Source organism: Lentibacillus saliphilus (genome assembly GCF_019093865.1).
In the GTDB taxonomy this organism is placed as follows: Bacteria; Bacillota; Bacilli; order Bacillales; family Amphibacillaceae; genus Lentibacillus_B; species Lentibacillus_B saliphilus.
In genome coordinates this window covers 52,946-77,019 of the sequence record NZ_JABJXD010000006.1, presented here as the reverse complement: position 1 = coordinate 77,019, position 24,074 = coordinate 52,946, and the positions used below count along the sequence as shown (strand labels likewise).

Below are 24,074 nucleotides of genomic sequence, written 5' to 3'. Positions count from 1 at the left end.
GGAACTATCGTTCATATAGAAAAAATAGTATTGATCTATCGTTAATTTCATACTAAACTATATGAATCAATAAAGAAAGCAGGTCGTATCATGCGAACGTTCTATCTTATCTTAGTCATCTTTTTTCTTTCGTTAAATTTAAGACCATCTATTACATCTGTCGGTCCGTTGCTCGATATCATCCAAACTGATTTGGGAATGAGCGGGGCGGCAGCGAGCTTAATTACATCTGTTCCCGTTTTTTGTATGGGGATATTCGCTTTACTCTCCATTAAATTAAGCAAACGGTTAGGAATTGAAAAATCTTTACTAATTGCAATGGCACTCATTTTTATCGCAACACTTTTTCGAGGATTTATTGGAAGCAGCTGGGTGTTAATTTCAACATCACTATTTACTGGCATCGGAATTGGTATTGCCGGTCCACTCATTGCAGGATTCATCAAGAAGCATTTCCCTGATCAGCTTGGTGTTACGAGCGTATATTCTGTATCCATGGTCATCGGAGCATCGGTTGCAACAAGCTTTTCAATCCCTTTATTCCAAATGTTTAACGAATCATGGCAATCAGCATTAGGCTTTTGGAGCATTTTAGCCGTCATCGCAGCTTTATTACTTTTGCCTATTTTAATAAAACAAAAAGAAGTTAACGGGACGGCCACCACACCAACAGCCCCATCTTTACGAATTACGAATAAACGCGTTTATTTATTCATGTTATTTTTTGGCTGTATGGCATCTATTTTCTATACCATTACCGCGTGGTTAGCACCTTTTGTTCAAGCAACGGGAATGACGTATTCACAATCAGGCGTCCTCCTAACCGTGTTCACGGTCATTCAAATACCAATTAGTTTTCTAGTACCTGCGATCGTTGCAAGAACAGGTAACAGGAAAATGTGGTTACTCATCTGCAGCTTTGCAGAGCTAATTGGTATTGTGCTATTAATGGGGCATTTTTCCCCTTGGGCTGCGACAGTATTTCTAGCAATTGGAGCTGGTGGTCTGTTTCCTCTCGCTTTGCTCATTCCTATTGAAGAAGCAAAAAGCATCGATAACGCCACAACCTGGTCTGCTCAAATGCAGTTTGGCGGATTTTTATTAGGCGCTGTTGGACCATTATTTTTCGGTCTCACTTTAGATGTATTCAATAGCTACACGCCATCATTAGCAATTATACTCATGACAATCATCGTAATGATCTTTGCGATTATAATGCTCGAGAAGAATAAGTCATATGAAACGAATTAGATTTAAGGACGTTTATTAGATCTATACTTAAAGTCAAATTGCAACTTTATAAGTTTAAGACGGCTATGCTAATGTCGTTATCTAATTGCCCCCTTCCGGTTGTACAACTGTGGAGGGGGTTTGATATGCCACGAAAAAACGAGCAGTAGAACTCATTTGAAACAAATAATCTAAACATATGATGTTGTATAAATATAATTATTTTTGGAGGCCATCATACGTTCATCTACTTTCTACATTGTAGATTATAAAGCAGATAAAATTTAAAAATAAATTTGACGATATGCTAAATTCCCATCAGTTCAAGCAGTTCTCGCTCATTGGCCACAAGGTCCTGGACAGTATAATGATCCAGTACAGAAAAAAAGGCATGCAAGGCTTCGTTCAAGGCGTGTTTCAACGTGCATCCTGGGGATATCACACAATGATTGGTCTCTGTATCAAAGCATTCTAAAATCGTAAAGTCCCCCTCCAGCATACGTACAAGCTTCCCCACATTCATATCTTCAGCCGGAAGCGCCAGCCGTATCCCGCCATTGCGACCGCGAACCGATTCAATCAGTTCAAGTTTCGTCAGCTCGTGCACAATTTTACCCAAGTGATGCGTGGAAATATCATACACATCGGAAATTTCTCTAATGCTTGCAAGTTCACCATCCTGCTTCATTGCAGTAAAGATCAGTACACGTAGCGCGTAATCCGTATATTTTTTTAAATTCATAAGAAGCGACCCCCTAAGTACCCTCTTCACATAATTGTAACACACACCTTCTTTTACCCTATTGAGATAGTGTTTATCCCAATGTACAATAAACATGTATTCAAAATACATGTTTAAAACTAAAGGAGTGTATCGTTATTATGACAACGCAAACCACCTCCAAATTGGACAATGAGACGAAAGCAATCATTCAAGCAACAGTACCTGTTTTACAAGAGTATGGAAACCAAATTACCAAACGCTTTTATGAACTAATGCTCGGAAATCATCCTGAATTAAAAAACATTTTTAACATGACCAACCAACGTAAAGGTGACCAGCCCAAGGCACTTGCCAACACTGTATACGCCGCTGCCGCCAATATTGACAACTTAGAAAATATTCTTCCTGTTGTGAAGCAGATTGCCCATAAGCACAAAAGCCTCAACATTAAGCCAGACCAATATCCAATCGTAGGCAAGTACCTACTGCTCGCAATTAAAGATGTGCTCGACGACGTGGCTACAGACGACATCATGGAAGCATGGGAAAAAGCTTACGCCGTGATTGCCGATGTATTTATTAGCGTTGAAAGAGATATGTATCAAGAGACTTTGAACAAAGTCGGCGGTTGGACAGATTTTCGAGACTTTAAAGTGGTAAAAAAAGCTGTGGAAAGCGACGTCATCACATCCTTCTATCTTGAACCCGTGGACGGAAAGCCATTTCCATCTTTTGAACCTGGTCAGTATATTACCGTTAAAGTCAATGTCGATGGCTCGCCGTACACACACTTACGCCAATACAGCCTGTCCTGCTCACCCGAAGAGGGCTATTACCGCATCTCCGTAAAACGTGAAGACGGTGTGAACGGACTGCCTAACGGAGTTGTTTCAACCCATTTGCATAACAACGTCCATGTGGGAAGTATTCTTCCGATTAGTGCACCATCAGGAGACTTCTTCTTAGACCAAACAGATCAGCGTCCCTTGGTGCTTATGAGTGGCGGTGTCGGACTAACTCCTATGATGAGTATGCTTGAAACCGCCGTCTGCACGCAACCTGAACGTGACATCATCTTTGTTCATGCCGCCCACTCCAGCATTCTTCATGCCATGAAAGACCGTGTGGTTGAAATTAGCGAGAAACATCCAAACGTCAAACATTACGTTATATACAGCGATCCCTGCGAAGGTGATCAGTGCGACAAAGTGGGTCATATTGATGCTGAATGGCTTCACAATCTCCTCCCAACCAATGATGCTGCATTTTACTTCTGTGGGCCAAAAGGTTTTATGCGGACAGTCTACCACATCTTGAAATCTTACAATGTAAGTGACACTGATATTCACTTTGAGATCTTCGGACCTGCTGAAGACATTACAGACTATTGATTAACGGCCTAGATTACAAACAGATGGTGGTTATGGTGCGTTAAAAGAATGTATTACGTCTTACTAACCGGCAGCAAAAAATGAAGATACTTCACCAAAGAATCTACTCACTCTCATTACCTACGTAAAAGGTCAAAAACAAATAATGCAATGTAAATAAAGCGAAGAGCCGAGCCCCTTATGAGGGGCCAGCTCTTCTGCAAGTATTTCCACTTTATAACGTTTTTTTGATTTAGAACAGGTAGAGCATACTAAAAAAACGATTAGAGTAAATAATATAGTTTCAAATTAGCAGTAACAGTCGTATATATTTTTAACTCTTGATACACAATTCATACCATTTATAAGCGGACATCAGCCAGTTTCCATACTGCTTATTACGCTTGTTCCATTCGCTTCCGCTTACTTCGCCACATCACTGCAACACCTAAAATGAGGAGAAGGCCTCCGACACTCAACCACGAATACATCGATGTTGCTGTGGATGGAAGTTTATCACCTTTCTGTTCGTTCTCCTTGTCTGGCAAAGCTGTAACATCCGAAGAATCATCTGTTTCTTTTTCCTTTTTTATTGTATCTTTTTCTTCCTGTTCCTCGTCTGGATCCTCTTCTTTCGGAGCGTCTTTTTCTTGTTCTGTCACATTTACCTGTATGGTTGCAAAAAGATTGTTCGGGTTCCATACATCCTCTGATAATTTCCCAATAAACATGTATTCTCCCGCTTTGTTACCATCATATGGTGTCGTCTCACTCGCTTTCCATGTAACAGGTACTTCTAAAGTACTTTCATCACTAAATGTCACTTCGATAGTTGTTGGGAGGTCTAGTTCTGAAATATCTGTTCCATAGGCAACCGTCATATCGTCTATATCTGCAATCTCCGTTACAAATGGAGCTATGACTTCTCCTTCTTCGACAACAACTTCAATACTTACCGTTAAATTCTGCGGATTTTCCAGGCCATCTCGTGCAACTAGCTCCCCTTCAAACATATACATGCCGGCTTTGTTAGCATCATAATTTGGAGTGCCCTGATCCCAAGTAACATCCATTTGGAATGTCTTGTCGTTAGCTGTTAGCACTTCCACTGTTTCTGGCAAACCAATCTCTTGAAATGGTGTCCCGAATTCAACTGATATATTTTCAGGTGAAACAATTTCGGTAATATCTACTGGAATTGGCGTGAAGCCATATCCGTACTCTTTCGCATACGTCTCTGTTGTCGAACTTAAATAACCAATCAATGTAAGATCTTCCGCATGATCGACATTTTCTTTAAACACATCTTCACGGTCGTCGTCAAGCAGTATGTCTGCATTAAGAATTGTAACTTCTGTAAGGTTATTACCACGAAATGCCCCTCTCATCACACTGTGGACACCTACCGGAAGTGTTAAAGTTGTTAATTTATTATGAGAAAACGCAAAAGAGCTAATCGTTTTTAAGCTTTTCGGAAGCTCTATTTGTTCTAATTGGTTATAACCAAATGCCCCGCTCCCAATCGTTTCTATCCCCTCAGAAAGCGTAAGTGTTGCAATATCATTGGCATAAAAAACACGCCAACCCATTGATACTACATTTCCAGGGATTGTCAATTCGGTCAATGCATTGTATGAGAATGCAAGTGTCTCAATCCTTTCAACACCATCTGGAAGGGTAACACTGGTCAATCCTTTACTTCTAAACGCTTCCTCTCCGATTGCTGTAACAGTTAAATGATCATCACCAATTTCAGCAGGAATGACTAAATCTGTATCTGTTCCTGTATAACCTGTAATTGTCGCTGTACCATCGCCATTATCAGCAAATATAAATTCCGGTAACGCTTCAAAACTGTACCCGTTTATATTTGCATGTGCTTCAGTTGTTGAATTTGGGTAACCGACAAGAGTAAGGTCTGCAGCATCTGCAACATTACCTGCAAATATATTGGTATCTTCAAATACCGGATTTGAGTTATACAGCGTTACTCTCGTTAAATTATTATTTCGGAATGCACCTGTACTAATCGATTCAACTTGTGCAGGAATCTCTAAATTCTCTAGCTGATTACCAAAAAAGGCGCGCGTCTTAATCTCCGTTAATGAATCTGGTAAGACCACTTCCACTAACTCATTATCTCTAAACGCTTCATTCTGAATACTTTCAACACCTTCTGGAATATGGACGGATTGAATCGAATTGCCAGTGAAGGTACTTCCTGCAATAATCGTTACGCCTGTTGGTATAACAACTTCTGTCAACGCGTTACTTCCAAATGAAAAACTACTAATTTCCGTTACACTCTCTGGAAAGTTGATTTCCGTTAGATGATTATTATTAAATGCCCATGAACCAATCACTTCTAAACTCTCTGGCAGCGCAACAGATGTTAATCCCCCATTACGGAATGCACTATTCCCGATCGTGGTAACAGTTAAATTTTCATCACCAATTTCAGCTGGAATTACTAAATCTGTATCTGATCCTGTATAACCTGTAATGATCGCTGTACCGTCTCCATTATCATAAAATGTATACTCTGATATTGCGTCGACATTACGTGAAGATTCAGTGGTTGATTGTTGAACAGCTTGTAATTCTCTCTTCTCTGTTCCTTCGCTGCTGTCTACTTTTGGTGCTTCTTTCTCAACATTTTGTGGCATTTCCTCTGACGGATGAGTCTGAGATTCCTCCAATTCTTCCGTTAAAGTCGTTTCTTCTGATTCCTCAAGATGTGCGTCTTCGTTACTGATTGTTTTTTCTTGTTCGTTTACTGCCTCTACATCACTGGTTTTTCCTTGCTCTTTCACTGTTTCTATCGTTTGATGTGTTTCATCTGCTTCTGTTTCAACAGACGCTTCCTCTTCTTCTTTTGTATGAGTCACTTCTTCCTCATCTACAACTTCTTCATTTGAATTTTGTTCTGTTTCAACTGCTGCTACATGTACGCCCATTTGACCAGAACTAAAAACGAGTACGATACACAATAGCATCAAGATGCTACGATGCATGTGTTTCCGATAATTCCATCCCCAATTACTGTTCTTCATTTTTACATAACTCCTTTTACTTCATTGTTAACCATCGTAATGCTTGATGTTCATTAAGATTCTTCCGCATTTTTAGCATAAGGCAGTACAACTTGTGTTAGCTCGTCTTCCTATCGGTATTGCTTATGAAAATACTTATTGTTTCATCTTCTCTTAGAGATTTCATGAAAGTGTCCGTTATCTTCTTCTAAATTTACGGTATGCCCTTGTCTTTCTCATCTCCAAAAATCGTTTCGAAGCGCTTAACTAAGAAAATACAAAGCAATAATACAACCTCTAATGCTTTTAGATCTTTCACCCCTCCCTTGTTTTTTGAAGTACGATTGATAAAGTTTTTTCTTTTTCTTATGACAATACCGTTTTTTCATCATATAAGACTAACGTTAAATCAACGTTAAATAAGAATAATTCGATTAGCTTGTCTGAAAGAGAAAAATGTATCATGGTAAAAGAAAACAAAAAAGAGATATTACTTTTACACAATATCCCTCATTTATATCCGTTTTCTCTTGCGGAATTTTTGCGGAGAACCTATTCATTGTACGTACCATTGAAATGCAGTCAAATCAACGTTTTCACTTCAAATGCTCTTAGTGAATTACTCCCACTCAATAACATTTGAAAATAATTAGAGTTGATTTGATGTGCTTTAAGTTTGTATAGAGACTTGAAAACTTTCACTCCATATAGTAATGTAGATATGTAGATATGTAGATATGTAGATTTATATTCGAAATGCTTAGGAGGTTTCAGCTATGGAACAAAAAGAAAAAAAAAGACGCCAAGTAAGTTTTAATATCGACGACAACCTATACACAGAATTCAAGAAACTAATGCTAGAAGACAGAACTACCCCCACAGCATACATTACTCGTTGTATTAAAGAACGAGTAGATCGCGGTTCAGAAAACAATAAGGAGGGAAATTAAATGTTGACAGTTAAACAATTAGATTATGCCTTTAACTCTGCTCTAAATGTTGTAACCTTCAAAGGTGGTTTTGATTCATTTAAATTCAGAAAGGGATTTGATGAAGCTACGAATATCTCAATTGAAGACAAAGAAGAAATTATGAAGTACCTCGAAAATAAAATTCCAAAAAGTAGTGAAGAATATCAGTTGGTACGCAAGCAAATAAATCATAATGAATTTTTATCAACCGACTATTATGAAAATCCACACCCAAGAAAGTTTAGAGGTACTTACGCCCCTGTTATTTTAAAAACTTTTGCTGGAATAATGTCACTGGTTATTGAACAGAAAGGAGAATTAACACGCCAATAAGAATAACTGATCTACGAATTGACCCAAAATCTTCGGGGGAAACAATGCTTCTTGTGGATATTTCACCAAGTTACGAGTATAAGGACGGTGAGAGAACTGGCAAATTAGAAGGTTACCGCTATTCAGTTGTTCTCCCTGCTCACAAAATGGAAAAGTTAGGTGTGAAAGTCCTAAACAAAACACCTTGAGAAAGGAGAAGTAATCCCAATTCGTACAATTATCCAATTCACTAATTTAGAGGTGGGCTCTTACTTCTCCAAAACTCAAGGTGCAAGTGTCACTGCTAAAGCGGATAATGTATCATTTATTACTGATGCAGAATGAAGAATCGCAACCAATTTAAAATAGTATCCTGTTAAACAAAAAAAGATCATTTTAGATTATATTTCTGTATCACCGCTACACTAAGTGCAACCTGGGGGGAGAGAACTAGTACCCTTACCCTTAATTTTCTTCACTCTAACTTATCTGTACTATGGTTTATACCTATGGTATATCAAATTTTTAAAGTGTGGCAATGATATATAAACAAACAAAAACAATTGACTAAAATCGTCGAAAAAATACTACTTTTCTTCCTCAAATCAAATAACCTCTTTCAAACCGAAATAGTCAAAAAATACGATAACAACAAAATAATAAAAGAAAAGATAGTTTACAATTCTGCTATCCTTGGTTACATAGTCACATTTGAATAATTTATCATTAGAGCATATAAACAGGGCGATATTTTTAGCGATGAAATGAATGAATTTGACACTTCCCTTTGCGCCCTACTCGATTTACCACTTAAAAATAAAATTGATACTATCAGCTATTGCGATTATATTTTCAGTTGCCACAAAGACAACCGAATTATTATCACAAGTAAAGAGCCAGACTACAACAGTACAACTCTGTTATCCCTAAGTAGTAAATTTAAATGGGATATTCCGAAATAACTATTTTTACTTTTGACAGGTTATAACAGGTTTCATATGATACTATCTAACCCTCATTCTTCGCCCCACAATACACGTATCACAATCCTTTTAAAACCACAACTTATCTACTTACAATATACAAAGAAAAGAAGCTATCCAAAATCTATAGGCAGCATATTTTTGAAAAATATAAAGTTAATGAGGTAAGAAATATGCTTATTATAAACCATTTAACAAATTTCGCCTTTTCTGTATACCCCTTCTGTATTTTTGTATCATTCTATCCTTATAATCTTCGTAACTTCTTTTATGTAGGTTCTTTACTTGTTGCTCCACCTTTTTAAAATTTTTATCAAAATTTTGTTCGAAAGTAGGTGGTGAAACAGCAAGGTCATGAATAATTATAGATATACTTATAAACAGCTTAATTCTTAGTTGAAGTTTTACGATATTCTCTGTTCTTAATTCACCTGTCAAATCAGAAGAAATATTCTCCAAAGTGTTAGTGAATGCATAGACCCATTGTCCATGAGCTATTCTATTTCTTATTTCTATTGATAACATTAAATCTTTTTCAATTAGTTTTACAAGTTCTGTATACCTCATTCTCGGGGTATAATCCAATTTGTTTTTGATTTCTTCTATATCATCAGTAAAATTCAGTTGATAGGCTTTGCAAACGGAAATATTTAAAGCCTTTAACCATTTATCTTTTAATGTAGAGGCGGAAATAATCTGTGCGATTTCTACTTCTGTAAAGCCATTTGGCTCATATGCTAGCTTTAAAACTCTTACTTCTGTCCAACAAGTTACTAAATAGGATAATATTTTTGTATAAATATATTCATTGTTTTCTTGCTGCGTTGAAACGTATCTTCTTAAATCTAGTTGAACTAATTTAATTGCACCATCAATACTTGCAAGATTCTGTACATGTTGTTTATACAAAATTATTCCCTCCAAGATATTCCCAATCATCAAAAGGTACATTACCTTAATATACCCTTTGATGGTTGGGAATCGAACCCAACTAGACTCTATAAAAGTGTGTTTCCATTACACCATCATCCTAATTATATAATACCACATTTTACCAACAACACCAATAGAGTTGCCGTTTATTTTACTAGAAAGACTTTAAAAATTCCACCTATCTTCTTTATAATTCTGAAATGGAACATGATTATTAATGTATAATATAATGCTGATTAGTAACTAATATATGTGCTATGTTCATTGTTTCTTCTATACTTTACTGATGAATTTATATTAGCGTATTCTAAATTTAGATTCTAATACTTTGTTAAAATTTTGTAAATAATTAAATTTTTTACTTCAAATTTACATCCTTATCTATATCAACATGATAAGAGCGGCAATATTTTCCTCTCAACAGTCCTCTATCCGATATACAGTCACTATGCGGTAACCGTTATCGAACTTCGCTAGCTAATTACATTTCGCTTAATCATTTTACCGTGCTAAGTCATAGCAATTATTGAGTCGTGCCGAGAATTTACCAAATACCAATTTGTGAATGTATATGGTCCAGTACCATATACTACAAGCAAACAACATTATGCACGAGACAACTAAAAAGACATCCAACCAATTTGGATGCCCTCTTGAACTATTTTACTTGTTCTTCCAACACTTTTTTTAGTAATTCAATCGCACTTTCTTCACTTTGATCATTTGTTCCAAGTTCACCTCGAAAGGCTTTTGAGAGGATAGTCTGCTTTAAACTATCAATTACATTATTCATTTCTAAATACTTACTAGCCTTATCTTTATTCGACATTAAATTGTTAAGCAAACGTATAATCTCAAGTTGTTCTTCAATTTTTGGTAAGGGAATTAGAACATTCTTTACATCTTGCTGGTTAATGCTAGCTTGATTGACCGCATGTTTTGCATTCTTTCTCAGTTCCTGTAACCCCATTTGTGAATTAAGAAATAGTATCAAATAATCTGGATTTACCTTCTCATTTAAACTTAATCTCATAACATTACTCTCAAACACACATGAATCATCTAAATTTTTAATCAAAGCTGATTTCCCTAAATATTCAATACTATTAACCCTATTTATAATAATATTATCGTTTTTAAGTGCATATAACTCTTTTTCTCTTTCATCTAATTGTAATCTTTTTAATGTTTCCCAGCTATTAACCTTACCATTATAAAAATTATCAATCCTTACAATCATTGTTCCTTTACCATATGCACTTTGAGGCTTGTATAATCCATTTTGAGGGCCTGTTTCTATTAAATTCTCAAATCTAGTGTCTACCCAATTAAAATCAATACCGTTATCTTCTCTCCATTTCCTAGTCAACTCTCCACGAAACGCCTTATCCAAAATAGCTGCTCGACGAAGTTCAAAAGTTTCCTTCGCTTCCTCAATCAACTGCTTTGCTTCATCAATTTTACTTAAAAGCCGCTCAACCTTTTCAGCAATCCGTTTTTGTTCGTTTAAAGGGGGTAATGGTATCACGTATTGAGTTATGTTACCAAGTTTAATATAATTTGTTGCTGAACCATATTGTTTATTGGCGTTATAATTTTTCCACCCAAACAGCAATTGATAATAAAGATATTTCATGTATCCTTGAAATCCGTTTAGAACGTAGGTTCTTTGATATGCTTCGAATTTCCCTTCGTAAAATAACGTTAAACCCACATTTGCACCATTTCCAGGTAATAAGATGGATTCACCTTCAAAGGAATAGGTTTCACTTTTTATAGGTTTAGAGGCACAAGTGAAAAATGGATATCTACCATCTTCTGTGCCATGATTAGCATCTTTTTTCCCAGTTTGTACTTTCACCAAATCTCCAAGTCTACTCCATATCCAATTTTCTGGCACTTCATATGTCTGCTCTTCCTCGGGAACTATAGCCTCTTCTAACAATTCCTCAATGGTCTTCTTTTTCTTACTCACTGTTTGACCACCTCATCATCTTCAACAGCACGTAATTCATCAACTACTTCACCTAATAACCCCATCGCTTGCCGAAGTTTTCCTATCGCTTCTTCCGCCGATTCAATTGGGTCAGGTAAGTTTTCATATGAGGACAATGATTCATCTGCAATCAATCCGATATCTAAACTATCATCCTTTTTAGCAATATCTTCTCGTGTGAATTTATTCCAACGTTCGTCTTCCACTTTTGAGCGGTCTTCTGCTACATAGGCTTTCATAAAGTTTTCAAAATGAGCCATTGTTAGCTGATTACGTTTCCCAAATGAAGACATATTTGTGCGAAGGTCATACACCCAAACATCCTTGGTATTATCTTGGTCTGTTTTTTCTCTTGTGAAAAATAATACATTTGTTTTAACACCCTGAGCATAGAATATACCCGTTGGCAAGCGTAAGATCGTGTGTAAGTTACATTTATTCATCAAATCACGGCGAATTTGCGAACCAATTCCGCTCTCAAATAATACGTTATCGGGTAAGACAACTGCTGCTCTTGCATTTCCATCATCTTTTAATGCGTTATAAATTAACTGTAAGAAATTCAACTGCTTATTTGAGGTTTCAAACGTTAAATCATCACGGGATACACGTTCCCCGCCTCTTTTTGTTCCGAATGGCGGATTAGTTAAGATAACATCGAAGTTCTTCATCCATTTTCCATTCCCTGATAAAGAATCTCCTTGTTCTAACCGTCCTTCCATGTTGTGAAGCAAAGCGTTCATTAATGCAAGACGATGCGTATCTTTTACAAGCTCCATTCCAGTAAAGGCTTCTTTCATTTGGAATTCAGTTTGTTGAGGGGCAAGGTCATAATAGTCATCTGTTTTATTCTTTAAATATTGGTCAGCTGAAATCATGAAACCATAAGTTCCACACGCTGGGTCATTGCATCGTTCCCCAACTTTCGGATCGATAAGCTGAACCATCACATCAATCAGTACACGAGGAGTGAAGTATTGTCCCGCTCCCGATTTCTTTTCACTTGCATTCTTTTCTAATAGTCCCTCATAAAGGTTTCCAAGTCCTTCTTCTTTTGCATTGTACCAATCAAGAGCATCAATTGATTTAATAATCTTCTCCAAGTTTTTTGGCTCCGCAATACTTGTAGTAGCATCACTGTAAATTAGCCGTAGTTGTTCATTTGCGCTGCTTCCTAAATCTAGTAACAACCGCTGATAGAATGTCTTTAGCTGTACACCTTCTTTATCTAATAACGCATCCCATCGATAATCCTCTGGAATTACACCTTCTGTTTCCTGTTCCTTCATCATCTTTAAAAATAATAAATAGGTTAATTCCGTTACATATTGCTGATAGGTAATTCCGTCGTCACGTAACACATTACATAAATTCCATAACTTTTGTACGATTTCTTGGTTGTTCATTTCTTAACCTCCTGTTGAATCTAGGTATATTTTAATTTAGGTCTTTTTGTCCCAATTAATTAATGCAACCTACCTATTATAACTCAAAAAATGCCTCCATAAAGAGGCATAATATTAACTAATATAAAGGTTCTCATTTATAGTGGTAACAACTGTATCAATATAGTCACCGAACTCACGCTTCAACATTTTGTATCCACCAGAAGTTTTAAATTGTCCCTCGGAGAATGCTTCTTCAGCGGTTGGTGCAAGAACTGGTACTTGGAGTAATTGTTTTTCGATTCTCTCTAACCATTTCGTCTGCCTCGGAGTCCAATCATGCAGCGAATACACTTTTTGCATTGCCCGCTTAATACGTGTTTCATGGTCAACAAGTGTTTCACCTAATGCTGCTTGACGAATGAAGCTAATAATATCTGCTGCAATGTCCTCATTTTTTGTTTGTTTCCAAGCCGTTTGCAAATGAGATTGTTTGAAGCCTTTCGTTTCTAAAATGGTAATGAGCTCACGCAAATCCTGCCGTGTTAAGTCTTTAGGTCGTGTACAAATAAGATGAAGAGCGGGTATTTCATTGATATTTTCTTGGATAAAACGTACAAATCCATCTAAATAATCTTCTGGGCGCTTGTTTCCCTCTCCATATCCTCGCACCACATCTGTTACTTCATCATCTTTATTGGAGATGTATCGTTTCTCTCCTGTTACTCGATATGTTCCCATGTATTCAAACAGCATGTTATGTTGTTTTGCTTCTTGTGGGGTATACGACTGAATTTCCTTCGCCCACTCATCGAAATTTTTTCCATTCGATAGTTCTTCAAATTTTTGTTTTCCTTCTTCATCCAGTCTTTGTTTACGACGCTGAATTTTCGCTACTAATTGCTCACGATAAAATGAAGCCTCATCTTCTGTGGTAGCATTGGCAAGTGATTCATATAGTTCACCAATACTGTAATTTTGTTTCTTTACAACAGGCTTCATCTCTGTATAACTTTGTAATCTATCATATATCCCCACTGCATCGTAAATATTAAAATGTGTTTTCCCAATCTCTGGGCAAAGACGAGTCGCACGTCCTAACATTTGGTCATACAGAATACGAGACTGTATACGCCGTAAAAATACGATGTTTGTAATTGGGGGCACATCTATACCTGTTGTGAGTAAATCAACTGTAACAACGACATTTGGCAGTCGTTCGTTTTTAAATCGTTTAATCGCATCTAACGGTTTATAGATATAACCAGTAATTTTCATAATGGCATCATCTTCAATCTCGTCGCCACGCTCTTTAAATGCTTCCTTTAATAATCGAACTATCAAATCAGCATGTTGGTCAGTCGCAGCAAAAATAAGCGTCTTCTCTTTTCCTGTCGCGTCTATATATTCAACAAGCTTATTTAGAATCGCTCGATTAAATGGTTCAGTAATAACCCTTTTATTAAACTGCTCCACTTCAAAATGCACAGTATCTTCCACTTTTTCTAGTTGAATCTCGCCTTTATCTACATCATACACTTCTACTTCTTCATCTTTTTCAAATGTAATGCCGACTTGTGCAAGTTCTGTCTTAAAAAGATAAGGTGGCTCGTGGTCAACTAAATAGCCATCTAAAACCGCTTCACTATATGAATATTTTAAAATAGGCATTCCAAAAATTTCCGTTGTATGAAGAGCAGGTGTTGCTGTAAGTCCTAAACATGCCGCATCAAAATAATCGATAACACGTCGATATTGACTGATATAATCATTTTGATCACGGAACTCCAATTCTTCGTCCGTCATTTCTTTATCACTTGTATAGCCACGATGCGCTTCATCTACAATGATAAAATCATATTGTCCTACACTTGGAAGCTTTTCATTATCGCTATAGAAAAGTCTCCTTACCATTCCCTGGACTGTCGCAATATGTACCTTTGTTTCAACTTCTGGGGACATATCCTCTAAAGATTTCACATCGTATATATCAGCAAATGAATAGCCCTCTATTTTTGTATCCTTAAGTGCATCCTCTGTCTGTTTCCCTAATGAATTACGGTCAACTAAAAAAAGGATACGACGGCACTTTTTCGTTTTAATGAGTCGATACATGAGAGCAATGGCAGTACGAGTTTTTCCGGTTCCTGTCGCCATCGCAAGGAGCATTCTTCTAAGCCCTTCTTTTAGCCCTTCTTCAGCAGCAAGTACAGCCTTTTGTTGATAGTGTCTTAGACCAAACTTTGTAATATCCTCTTCCTCTAGCCGCTTATTAGCATCTGAATCATCTTGACTAAGAAGAAGCTGTAAATCGGCAGGAGAGTGCCACCCTTCTAGTGGACGAGCATATTCGAATGGTTTACGGGAATCCCAAAACCAAATGCCTGATTCCTCTTGAAGTTGCCGTAAATATGCTCTACCATTTGTAGCATATAAAAATGGCACCTTGTATTCACCTGTTGTCGGTGTAACGACTTCATCCTCAATTTGAATTGCATTTTTTGCATACACCTTTGTTTGGCTTTCTAATGCACTAGGTATTGTTTTCTTCTTCGCCTTTGCTTCAATAAAGCCAACAAGTTCAAGACCAATAAAAAGTGCATAATCAACTCTTCCGCCCTTAACCTTCCATTCAGCAATCGCCATGTTTCGTTTTTTCTCTGGAAGGGTGCCATTCTTATGATGGTTTAGAACGGTGGTTTCTGCCTCCCAACCAACAGCACGCAGTTTTCCATCGATAATGGTGCGTGTTTCAGCTTCAGTTAATTGATGACGTCGCATAAAATTTTTCGATAACTTTTTACGTCCATTTTTCACATCTGCTTGTTCTACTTCCGCTTGCTGGCGAATTGCATCTAATTCATCTTCAAGCCTTTTAACCTTTTCTTCGTATTCCTGCTGAAGTTTTACCGTATCTATCTCTGGTTCCTCTTGTGGTTCTACATAATCTGGTGCTTGAAAGTCCCAATCACCATACACCTCCATAAACCAGATAGATAAACGAAAGGTTAAATGCACTAGAATTTTAGCATCTTCTGTTTTTCCATACCCCGCTTCGTGCATTGCTACATTACCTTTGCGACGAAGGGTATCAAATATATCAATTAATTCTGGCTCAAGTAAGCCTTCACGGCGTAATATATTAATACGGTCTACTTGTGTTGTACCATATGCCTCTTTAATGTTCTCAGAAGCAAGAATAAATTTTGTTATTGTCTCTGCAAATAAACGCAGTTTCATTATCGTTGTATGTGGATCATGATATACATTTTTCTCAGCTGTCTCTCCCAAGTTAGCAAGTACATCCCATTTCCCATAAAAAAATGAAAAGTTGCTACTCATTGATATCACCGTTTTCCTTAAAGGATTGTATATGCCTATTGTACTATAAATATACAAAAATTGGAGAATAGATTTGGTCACCTAAATTATTTATGCATAAAAGATGCATTGTTTCTCCACACTTCTAACATTATAAATAAATAAGCTACCCTCTCCCATAAGTCTTAAGTATTAGATTATCAAACGATTTAGCTGATTCTTTATTTCGAACAATTCATCTTGTGTAATGATCCAATTCATTTAACAACTCTTCATTTATTATTTGTAAACTAATATAATTGCAAGTTCATCTATTACTTGACTCCTGCCACTCCCTAATAATATTGCTATAAATTTATTCTTATCCAAAATATTAATATATGCTCCATACCTATAATTAAGGGGTTTTCTCATCCAATCCTCTCTTAACTTAGATATATCACCTTGAATATCATATTTTGCTTTTTTAATTCAACTACCAAATAATTCAAAGAGTATGCCTCTTTTATGAAAAAATATATTACCCACCATTATATATTAATTAACTTATCAAAACACTCCATTTCCGCTTGGTAAATTTTTGAGTTTACAGATAGCATAGGTGACTCTTGTGCTTTTGCTGAAACAATATCATTTTAGCTTATTGAGCTTTAAATTTTGTTCTTTCGACAACCGCGTGATTACAGAATCCATTAAACACATAAAATTTTCTCTATATCAATATATAAAATAGTTCAGGACATTTTATCAAACAGAAGTATACTGATATTTATTCATTCCGGCTAAAAAAATGAATCGGTATGTTTAGGAAGCACTCCTTGATATGAAAGACTTTACCAATAGTGCACGGCTTTCTGGAATAAATGGAGTATACTTTTTGAGATAGGATATAGGGGGATTATCTTCTCTCAATTTGCTAATTCACCTTAAAATCACTAGCAGTGCTTTAATGTTAGTCATAAAAAAGACCCTCCTTTTTTCACAAATAATGTGAATAAAAGAGAGTCTCATTTTGAAATATAATTGTTGTGGGTTAACGGCTATTTCATCTAGACAGATAACGTTCAAACCACTGATATAACTGTTTTTCAAGCAATATAAATCATTCAAAAATCAATAGCTTATTCCCACTCAATCGTCGCAGGTGGCTTGCTCGTTACGTCATACACGACGCGGTTAATATGATCGACATCATTGACGATGCGGGTTGATATTTTTTCTAGGACATCCCATGGAATTCGGGCCCAGTCAGATGTCATGCCGTCGATTGACGTTACAGCTCTAATTCCAATTGTATAGTCATACGTCCGGGCATCGCCCATAACGCCGACACTTTTAATATTAGGAAGGACAGTGAAATATTGCCAGATGTCGCGGTCGAGGCCTGCTTTGGCAATTTCTTCGCGTAAGATCGCATCTGATTCACGTACGATTTCAAGCTTTTCTTCTGTGACTTCACCGAGAACGCGAATGGCTAGGCCTGGTCCTGGGAACGGCTGACGCCAAACGATCGTATCAGGTAGGCCGAGCTGTGTACCTAGCTCACGTACCTCATCCTTGAATAATGTATTCAACGGCTCGATCAATTCAAACGCCATATCCTCTGGCAAACCGCCGACATTATGGTGTGATTTAATCGTTTGAGCGGTGTCTGTGCCACTTTCAATTACGTCAGTGTACAATGTACCTTGTGCGAGAAAATCCATATCGGTTAATTTTTCAGCCTCATCGTCGAACACATAAATAAATTCGTTTCCGATGATTTTACGTTTTTGTTCTGGATCGTCGACACCTTTTAGCTTGGACAGAAAACGGTCTTTCGCATCGACTTTAATCACTTTCATTTGGTAGTCACCAGCAAATGTCGCCATAACCTCATCGGCTTCATTTTTGCGGAGCAGTCCATGATCAACGAAAATACATGTTAGTTGGTCGCCTATTGCTTTGTGAATGAGTGCCGCAACAACTGACGAGTCAACCCCGCCGCTTAATGCGCATAGCACTTTGCGATCGCCGACTTGTTCACGAATCTTGTCCACTTCTTGATCAATAAAATTAGCAATCGTCCAATCGCCTGTGCATTCACACACATTAAAGACGAATGATTTTAATAAATCGTTGCCGTATTCAGTATGTCTCACTTCTGGGTGGAATTGAACACCGTACAATGGTTTTGTATCATGGCTAATTGCTGCAATTGGTGTTGATGGGCTCGTTGCATTCACCTGGAAATGTTCTGGTGCCTGAACGACTTTATCACCATGACTCATCCATACCGTTTGTTCTGCTGGTAGATCAGCAAAGAGTGCAGGATTACCGTCAACATTAATTAAAGCCTTTCCGTATTCACGCTGGCGTGACCGTTCAACCTTACCATCAAAATGAATGGACATGAGCTGCATGCCATAACAAATACCTAAAACAGGAATGTCGAGGTCAAAAATAGCTGGGTCACATCGGAAGCTGTTTTCATCGTACACGCTATGCGGACCACCTGAAAGGATGATCCCCTTAGGCTGCATCGCTTTAATTTCTTCAATCGTCAGCTTATGTGAATGAAGTTCGCTATAAACACCGAACTCACGAATACGTCTCGTAATGAGCTGATTGTACTGGCTGCCAAAATCGAGCACCAATATCATGTCGTTATGTTCCATCTTCTCGCTCCTTATCGTTTAAAAAATAAAAACCTGGATGACGCCTTCCCACACATACATCGGTTGTATGACAGCAGAAAGGCAGATATCCAGGTTGGCATAGTAGCACCAAACAAAGATTATCCGCCTTCATAGTCAGGACATTTACGGTGCCCCGGTAGAAACTTTCGAACCATATTATCGAGGATATACGAACGACGTCTAATTAGATTATATCTATTTTAACCACCTAATCATGTTTTAGTCAAGATAGGATACGTTTCATCAATAATTTCCAGCTTTCCGTCAATTGTCGAGTATCCTCCTGCTCTTCACGACTGTATATCATATGCTCGTAATAGGCTGTAAAATCTCCCATTAAATGGGTATCAAACCTTTGATCAATTCGGGCTGCATATTCTCGCAATGTCTGATCAGGCATTTTCGTCAAGCCCTTATGATCTAAGACATGAAGCAGATGGTGGTATGCCTTTTGAAACAGAGGTAATGACGCCTTGCGTTGCATCATGACACCGAAATAAACGGTTCGCCACTGCCAACGCAGCTTGTATACAATAAGGCTCAACACGACCAAAAAGGCAATCACACCGCCGAGAAGCCACCAGTTAAAGGTGCCCGTCGCTTCATCGTCAGATCCCGCAGCAGCGCCTCCCTCATCTAATTCAGGCTGTTGTTCATCTGGCATATCCATTTCAGGTGTATCCTGCTCATCTGGCTCTGGTGTCTCAAGCGGCTCGTCATCTTGTTCGTCGCCAAGCGCAGTATCATCTGTAAATTCAGTTGGATTGGAAAAGCCTTGCGTCGGTTCGAACGGCACCCATCCGTAATCTGGAAAATACACTTCTACCCATGAATGGGAATTAGAGCTTTTGACCTCATAAATATTGAGCTTATGACCATCCAGCTCAGTGTCATCCACTTTTTCACCTGGGGTAAAGCCCTTCACCCAGCGCGTCGGGATACCAAGTGTTCGAAGCATAACAGCCATCGTTGTGGAGTAGTTGTCACAATAGCCGACCTTTGAATCGAACAAAAATTGATCAACATAATCTTCATCTTCCTTTGGCACTGGGACATCGCTAATTTGATACGTATAGCCTGAACGGCCGAAATACTGTTCAATTGTTTTCGCTTTATCATAGCGATTGTCTACATTTGCCGTTAATTCCTCAGCAAGTGTATAAACACGCTCTGGCAAAGTAGCTGGAAGCTGTGTATATCGCCTCTCGATATCAGCTGGATCATCTTCAGGTGCTCGTCTCAACTCATCCTCATTAAAAAACGGACGATCAATATCAATTAAGTATTCCGGGCGGTCCACAGCTACATCATTATTTGTCGCATACACACTACCTGTTTCCCGGACAAATGAGATAGTGGCATTGGCGTCAGGTTCAAACGAGAAAACTTTAGCACCATATTGATACGGCAGCTTACCAATTCCTTTTCCTGGAGCAAATGAAACAGTGACGGGCTGTTCTTCCGTTTCAACCCTAGCCTTGTTGAACATATTGAGAGAAACAGATCCCATCCCTGCGTCAACGTATCCAAGGTTGGAAAAGCTTTCCCACCCTTTTCCTGTATAAATGCCTTTAGAATCAACCCGCCAATAGCCTCTTTCTTTTGAAGCGCCTTTAAAAATCACCTTTTCATCCTGTACGAAGGACCCACCAAGTCTCGTATCATCTTCACCGTAGCCGATTTTACGAACCGTAGTGCCTGAGCCTGATCCACCACTCCCTGCATTGTCTGCATAGCTTTGTATAAAAGGGACAGGGTCGGGCCACTGTGGTGCAAATTTAGGTAGCGCATAACCGATTGTCGTAGACGCTAAAACAGCAATAATGATCGGTGCCTGCCACGCATACATGCGCTTCGGCAAGGCAATCGCTTCACGTTGAATGACTTTTAAAAAGTTTGAAAAGCCAAGCGCAAAAAACGCAATCACAAACGTTCGAACGATTGACAACATGCCATCATACGTCGTGAATGTATCTAATACACCAATATAAACAATTGTCAGTACGACAAAGAGCAGCATCCGATTGGCCGTAACAAACCAATAATAAAGCAAATAGCTCATGAGCCAAATTAACAACAATAGCAAGGTTGTCCGGAACATCGCTGTTAAATCAATCCACTGAGCAGCTTGTACCATATCAATGTTATACCAGATTTCTGTCATGACCTCAGAAAACCACGGTCTTGACAAGAGTGTCGCCTCTAAATATAAGCTGTCAACGAGCAGTACAAGACCAAAAGCTTTTAATCCGAATGCCAGAAGCCAGTTCAGACGCAAAAACGATATGAGGAAACAGAAGATGGTATATAAAATGAATACATTCAGATTAAAAGGGGGCGCAATCTCCTTGACTGGATAAATCCATTCTAAAAACAAGAGAAGTCCACAAGCGTATAACAGAAAACTGTATAAACGTGTCTCATCAGTTTGTTTTAAACGGCTCATGTACGCACCTCAATCATTGGCTTAATTAATTCTTTTTCCGTGAGCTGATTCACGATCAAGCCCTCACGCTGCAATTGATTCAGCAGAACACGATCAGTCTCATAGATGAGACGTGATGCTTGAACATAGATAAGCGTTACCCGCTTCCCCCGCTGTTTCATACGTCTTAGTGTATCGCCTAACATCTCGTCTACATAAGAGGTGATCACAATTGTTACATGTCCAGTGTAATTGCGCTCAATTTGCTGACGCAGAACATCGGCAAATGACGCTTCACCTGTTGGTTGAACCCGTGTTAAATGTTGACCGATCGCATCTGCCTTTTCGGCGTCATGATAAAAAGGAAAGTGCCTGACGTCTTCACCTATTGACATAAATCCAACCTGCAAAGCACTATGTCGCAGCACCTTCATCAGCGACAAAGCGACTTCAACAGTTGCTTCAAATGCCGCAGGATTGAGGTTAATAGGGCAAGATGCATCCATAACGATCATTGTTTCTGTACTTTGTTCTTGTTCAAATTCCTTCGTCATAATGTCATTTTTTCTCGCGGTTTGCTTCCAATCAATCCAGGAAAATTTATCTCCTGGCATATATTCCCGAACACCCGTCACAACGTTCGTCTGCTTGAGACTCGTTCCTGACGCGACCATATTCCCTTGAGCAAAGCTTTTTCTTTGCTCTAATAGTCTTACACGTCTCGTAGCAGGTTCAACGACGATTTCATCATAAACGGAAAATACGTGCTCTTTTTTTATAAAGCCAAAGATATCTCCAGTTGTAACGCGAATCGTTGTTAGCTCGTGGGCACCTCTTGGCATCTCAGGCAAGCTAAACGTACACTCAATCTCTTTTTTAAACCACGGATGGATCATTCGCTTGACTGATGGACGCGTGTTCGCCGTGTTGACACCATCAAAAATCTGATACCGCATTTGAGGTGAATCACGTTTGATTAAGCTTTCCGGAACCTGCTCCTCAACGACCATGTAATATAGAGGGAATGCAAAACGGCGATGCATGCGAACCGTCATCGTCATTCGCCCGCCTGTATTCAAAGTCGATTGACTCAATTGCCGTTCAATCCGCCACTTATGAATTGGAGTAAAGAGTAACCCCGCATAATAAAGCAAAACGGGCATTAACGCATAAAACAAAAACCAACTGACAAATCCACCTTGGAACATGGCATACGTGAACAATATGGCAAACAACACCAAAACGAAAAGCAGCTGACCAAGGAATTTTAAAATGCCCTTCATGCTTAAAAGTCCTTTCGTATCGGAACCGTCGTCTGCTTAATCACGTCAGCGACAACCTGTTCAGCTGTCACTCCATTAAACGTTGCCTCCGTAGTCGGAATGACACGATGGGTCATCACATATGGCGCCAAATATTTCACATCATCTGGCAATACATAATCACGTCCACAGATGAATGCATAGGCTTTGGCAGTTTTCATTAATGCCATTGATCCCCGAGGACTTACCCCAAGATAAATAGACGGATGGACTCGAGTTGCTGCTGCAAGATTGATTATGTAGGATTGGACCGTTTGATCAACATATACAGCTTTAACCTGTTTTTGCAATGAGGTCAGTTCTTCCTTATTCATAACAGCTGAGATCGTGTCTATTGGATGGCCTTCTGATGTCCGTTCAAGCATTTCTAGTTCTTCATTAATTGAAGGATAACCCATTTTCATTTTAATAATAAACCGGTCTAGCTGTGCCTCTGGTAGAGGATACGTGCCTTCATATTCAATCGGATTTTGTGTGGCCATAACGAAAAAAGGTTGTTTAAGGGGGAGTGTCACACCGTCAGCCGTCACACTTTTTTCTTCCATACCTTCAAGCAATGCCGATTGCGTCTTCGGCGACGTCCGATTAATTTCATCAGCAAGGACGATATTCCCGAAAATCGGCCCTTCACGAAATTCAAATTCCATTGCTTTCGGGTTATATATAGAGACACCCGTGACATCTGACGGCAATAAGTCTGGCGTGAATTGAATACGTCTAAAATCACAATCCAGTGATTTTGCCAGGGTGCGAACGAGCATCGTCTTGCCCACGCCAGGTACATCCTCTAAAAGCACATGTCCTTCCGCCAGCAAGGCAACGAGACTTAAAGTTGCGATCTCTTCCTTCCCTACCATAACTTTATTAATATTATCGATAATTTTTGCAGCCTCTTGATTGTATGTAAGTGTTCCTTGAACCATCTAATCGACTCCTCTTTCTCTATTTTTAAAAAAGACTGACTTATTTCCGTATGAATGTGCCGATAGCTTATGATGTTGTCATTGATACTATTAATATACTAAAAAGACTTGATGAAGTAAAAGGACAGTATATGATCTATTATCTCCTTAGCTTGAAAAAATATAACATCATAGAGAGAGAAAACTCGATCTAACAAACTCGCAAAATAAAGATATCTCTACCACAAAACTTCCAGAAATCACTCGGATTTATCTACAAAAAACAGCAATAACACCTCTAATTTAACATTTTTGTCTATTTATGGATTTATGACATGACAAAAGCATCTTTTTTGTTATACCATAACTTGGATGGGTTTTTTATAAAGGTCTTTTGAATCACTTCCTTATAGTACTAAACTCATACATTAGTTGATTAATTCAACCACTGTTTTAGTCGATATTTTTCGACTAAAACGAATGATACATA

14 protein-coding genes and 1 riboswitch are annotated in these 24,074 nt (G+C 38.3%); of the genes, 4 read left to right on the top strand and 10 right to left on the bottom strand.

What is annotated here, in order from left to right; translation table 11 throughout:
* The first annotated feature begins 90 nt into the window (after positions 1-90).
* Complete coding sequence (locus HPC67_RS11065) at positions 91-1,251, top strand: MFS transporter (protein WP_217587858.1); 1,161 nt, start codon at positions 91-93, stop codon at positions 1,249-1,251.
* A gap of 286 nt (positions 1,252-1,537) precedes the next feature.
* On the opposite strand, the gene HPC67_RS11060 is transcribed toward HPC67_RS11065, so the two are convergent.
* Positions 1,538-1,972: an RrF2 family transcriptional regulator gene (locus tag HPC67_RS11060; RefSeq protein ID WP_217587856.1), complete on the bottom strand. Its 435-nt coding sequence runs from the start codon at positions 1,970-1,972 to the stop codon at positions 1,538-1,540.
* A gap of 140 nt (positions 1,973-2,112) precedes the next feature.
* On the opposite strand from HPC67_RS11060, the gene hmpA reads away from it, so the two are divergent.
* Entirely contained in the window at positions 2,113-3,345 is a 1,233-nt protein-coding gene (gene hmpA, locus HPC67_RS11055; protein ID WP_217587854.1) for an NO-inducible flavohemoprotein, read from the top strand.
* A gap of 377 nt (positions 3,346-3,722) precedes the next feature.
* Here hmpA and HPC67_RS11050 read toward each other — a convergent pair whose 3' ends face one another.
* The gene (locus tag HPC67_RS11050) at positions 3,723-6,377 is read right to left on the bottom strand and encodes a leucine-rich repeat protein (RefSeq protein WP_217587852.1); all 2,655 of its coding nucleotides are present in this window, start codon (positions 6,375-6,377) and stop codon (positions 3,723-3,725) included.
* A gap of 755 nt (positions 6,378-7,132) precedes the next feature.
* Between HPC67_RS11050 and HPC67_RS11045 the strand changes: the two genes are divergently transcribed.
* Positions 7,133-7,306 carry a hypothetical protein gene (locus HPC67_RS11045; RefSeq protein ID WP_217587851.1) on the top strand — a complete coding sequence of 58 codons (174 nt, stop codon included), beginning with the start codon at positions 7,133-7,135 and terminating at the stop codon, positions 7,304-7,306.
* Entirely contained in the window at positions 7,307-7,660 is a 354-nt protein-coding gene (locus HPC67_RS11040; protein WP_217587850.1) for a hypothetical protein, read from the top strand.
* 1,142 nt (positions 7,661-8,802) lie between these two features.
* On the opposite strand, the gene HPC67_RS11035 is transcribed toward HPC67_RS11040, so the two are convergent.
* From HPC67_RS11035 to HPC67_RS11000, 8 genes are all read right to left on the bottom strand, one after another.
* Positions 8,803-9,531, bottom strand: a complete 729-nt coding sequence (locus HPC67_RS11035) for a hypothetical protein (protein WP_217587849.1) — start codon at positions 9,529-9,531, stop codon at positions 8,803-8,805.
* A gap of 682 nt (positions 9,532-10,213) precedes the next feature.
* Positions 10,214-11,530: a restriction endonuclease subunit S gene (locus tag HPC67_RS11030; protein ID WP_217587848.1), complete on the bottom strand. Its 1,317-nt coding sequence runs from the start codon at positions 11,528-11,530 to the stop codon at positions 10,214-10,216.
* Positions 11,527-12,957 (bottom strand): class I SAM-dependent DNA methyltransferase, encoded by a 1,431-nt coding sequence (locus HPC67_RS11025; protein ID WP_217587846.1) that lies wholly within the window; start codon positions 12,955-12,957, stop codon positions 11,527-11,529. The genes HPC67_RS11030 and HPC67_RS11025 overlap by 4 nt, the downstream gene beginning before the upstream one ends.
* 114 nt (positions 12,958-13,071) lie before the next feature.
* On the bottom strand, positions 13,072-16,278 hold the full coding sequence (hsdR, locus tag HPC67_RS11020) for a type I restriction-modification system endonuclease (RefSeq protein WP_217587844.1): 3,207 nt from the start codon (positions 16,276-16,278) through the stop codon (positions 13,072-13,074).
* Positions 16,279-17,378: 1,100 nt separating this feature from the next.
* Positions 17,379-18,914, bottom strand: coding sequence for a glutamine-hydrolyzing GMP synthase (gene guaA, locus HPC67_RS11015; protein WP_217587842.1), 1,536 nt, complete (start codon positions 18,912-18,914; stop codon positions 17,379-17,381).
* A gap of 112 nt (positions 18,915-19,026) precedes the next feature.
* A riboswitch (purine riboswitch) is annotated at positions 19,027-19,128 on the bottom strand.
* A 30-nt stretch (positions 19,129-19,158) separates the two neighbouring features.
* Positions 19,159-21,381 (bottom strand): DUF4129 domain-containing transglutaminase family protein, encoded by a 2,223-nt coding sequence (locus HPC67_RS11010; RefSeq protein WP_217587840.1) that lies wholly within the window; start codon positions 21,379-21,381, stop codon positions 19,159-19,161.
* Complete coding sequence (locus HPC67_RS11005; protein WP_217587838.1) at positions 21,378-22,643, bottom strand: DUF58 domain-containing protein; 1,266 nt, start codon at positions 22,641-22,643, stop codon at positions 21,378-21,380. Before HPC67_RS11005 ends, HPC67_RS11010 begins: the two co-directional genes overlap by 4 nt.
* Positions 22,644-22,645: 2 nt before the next feature.
* A complete protein-coding gene (locus HPC67_RS11000) occupies positions 22,646-23,605 on the bottom strand; it encodes an AAA family ATPase (RefSeq protein WP_217587837.1) in 960 nt (319 codons plus the stop codon).
* Positions 23,606-24,074 lie beyond the last annotated feature (469 nt).

Bases quoted from the DNA above. Each gene is read 5' to 3' on its own strand.
- HPC67_RS11060 (WP_217587856.1), bottom strand. From the start codon at position 1,972: ATGAATTTAAAAAAATATACGGATTACGCGCTACGTGTACTGATCTTT.
- HPC67_RS11005 (WP_217587838.1), bottom strand. From the start codon at position 22,643: ATGAAGGGCATTTTAAAATTCCTTGGTCAGCTGCTTTTCGTTTTGGTG.
- HPC67_RS11045 (WP_217587851.1), top strand. From the start codon at position 7,133: ATGGAACAAAAAGAAAAAAAAAGACGCCAAGTAAGTTTTAATATCGAC.
- HPC67_RS11040 (WP_217587850.1), top strand. From the start codon at position 7,307: ATGTTGACAGTTAAACAATTAGATTATGCCTTTAACTCTGCTCTAAAT.
- hsdR (WP_217587844.1), bottom strand. From the start codon at position 16,278: ATGAGTAGCAACTTTTCATTTTTTTATGGGAAATGGGATGTACTTGCT.
- HPC67_RS11065 (WP_217587858.1), top strand. From the start codon at position 91: ATGCGAACGTTCTATCTTATCTTAGTCATCTTTTTTCTTTCGTTAAAT.
- HPC67_RS11010 (WP_217587840.1), bottom strand. From the start codon at position 21,381: ATGAGCCGTTTAAAACAAACTGATGAGACACGTTTATACAGTTTTCTG.
- HPC67_RS11025 (WP_217587846.1), bottom strand. From the start codon at position 12,957: ATGAACAACCAAGAAATCGTACAAAAGTTATGGAATTTATGTAATGTG.
- guaA (WP_217587842.1), bottom strand. From the start codon at position 18,914: ATGGAACATAACGACATGATATTGGTGCTCGATTTTGGCAGCCAGTAC.
- HPC67_RS11050 (WP_217587852.1), bottom strand. From the start codon at position 6,377: ATGAAGAACAGTAATTGGGGATGGAATTATCGGAAACACATGCATCGT.
- hmpA (WP_217587854.1), top strand. From the start codon at position 2,113: ATGACAACGCAAACCACCTCCAAATTGGACAATGAGACGAAAGCAATC.
- HPC67_RS11000 (WP_217587837.1), bottom strand. From the start codon at position 23,605: ATGGTTCAAGGAACACTTACATACAATCAAGAGGCTGCAAAAATTATC.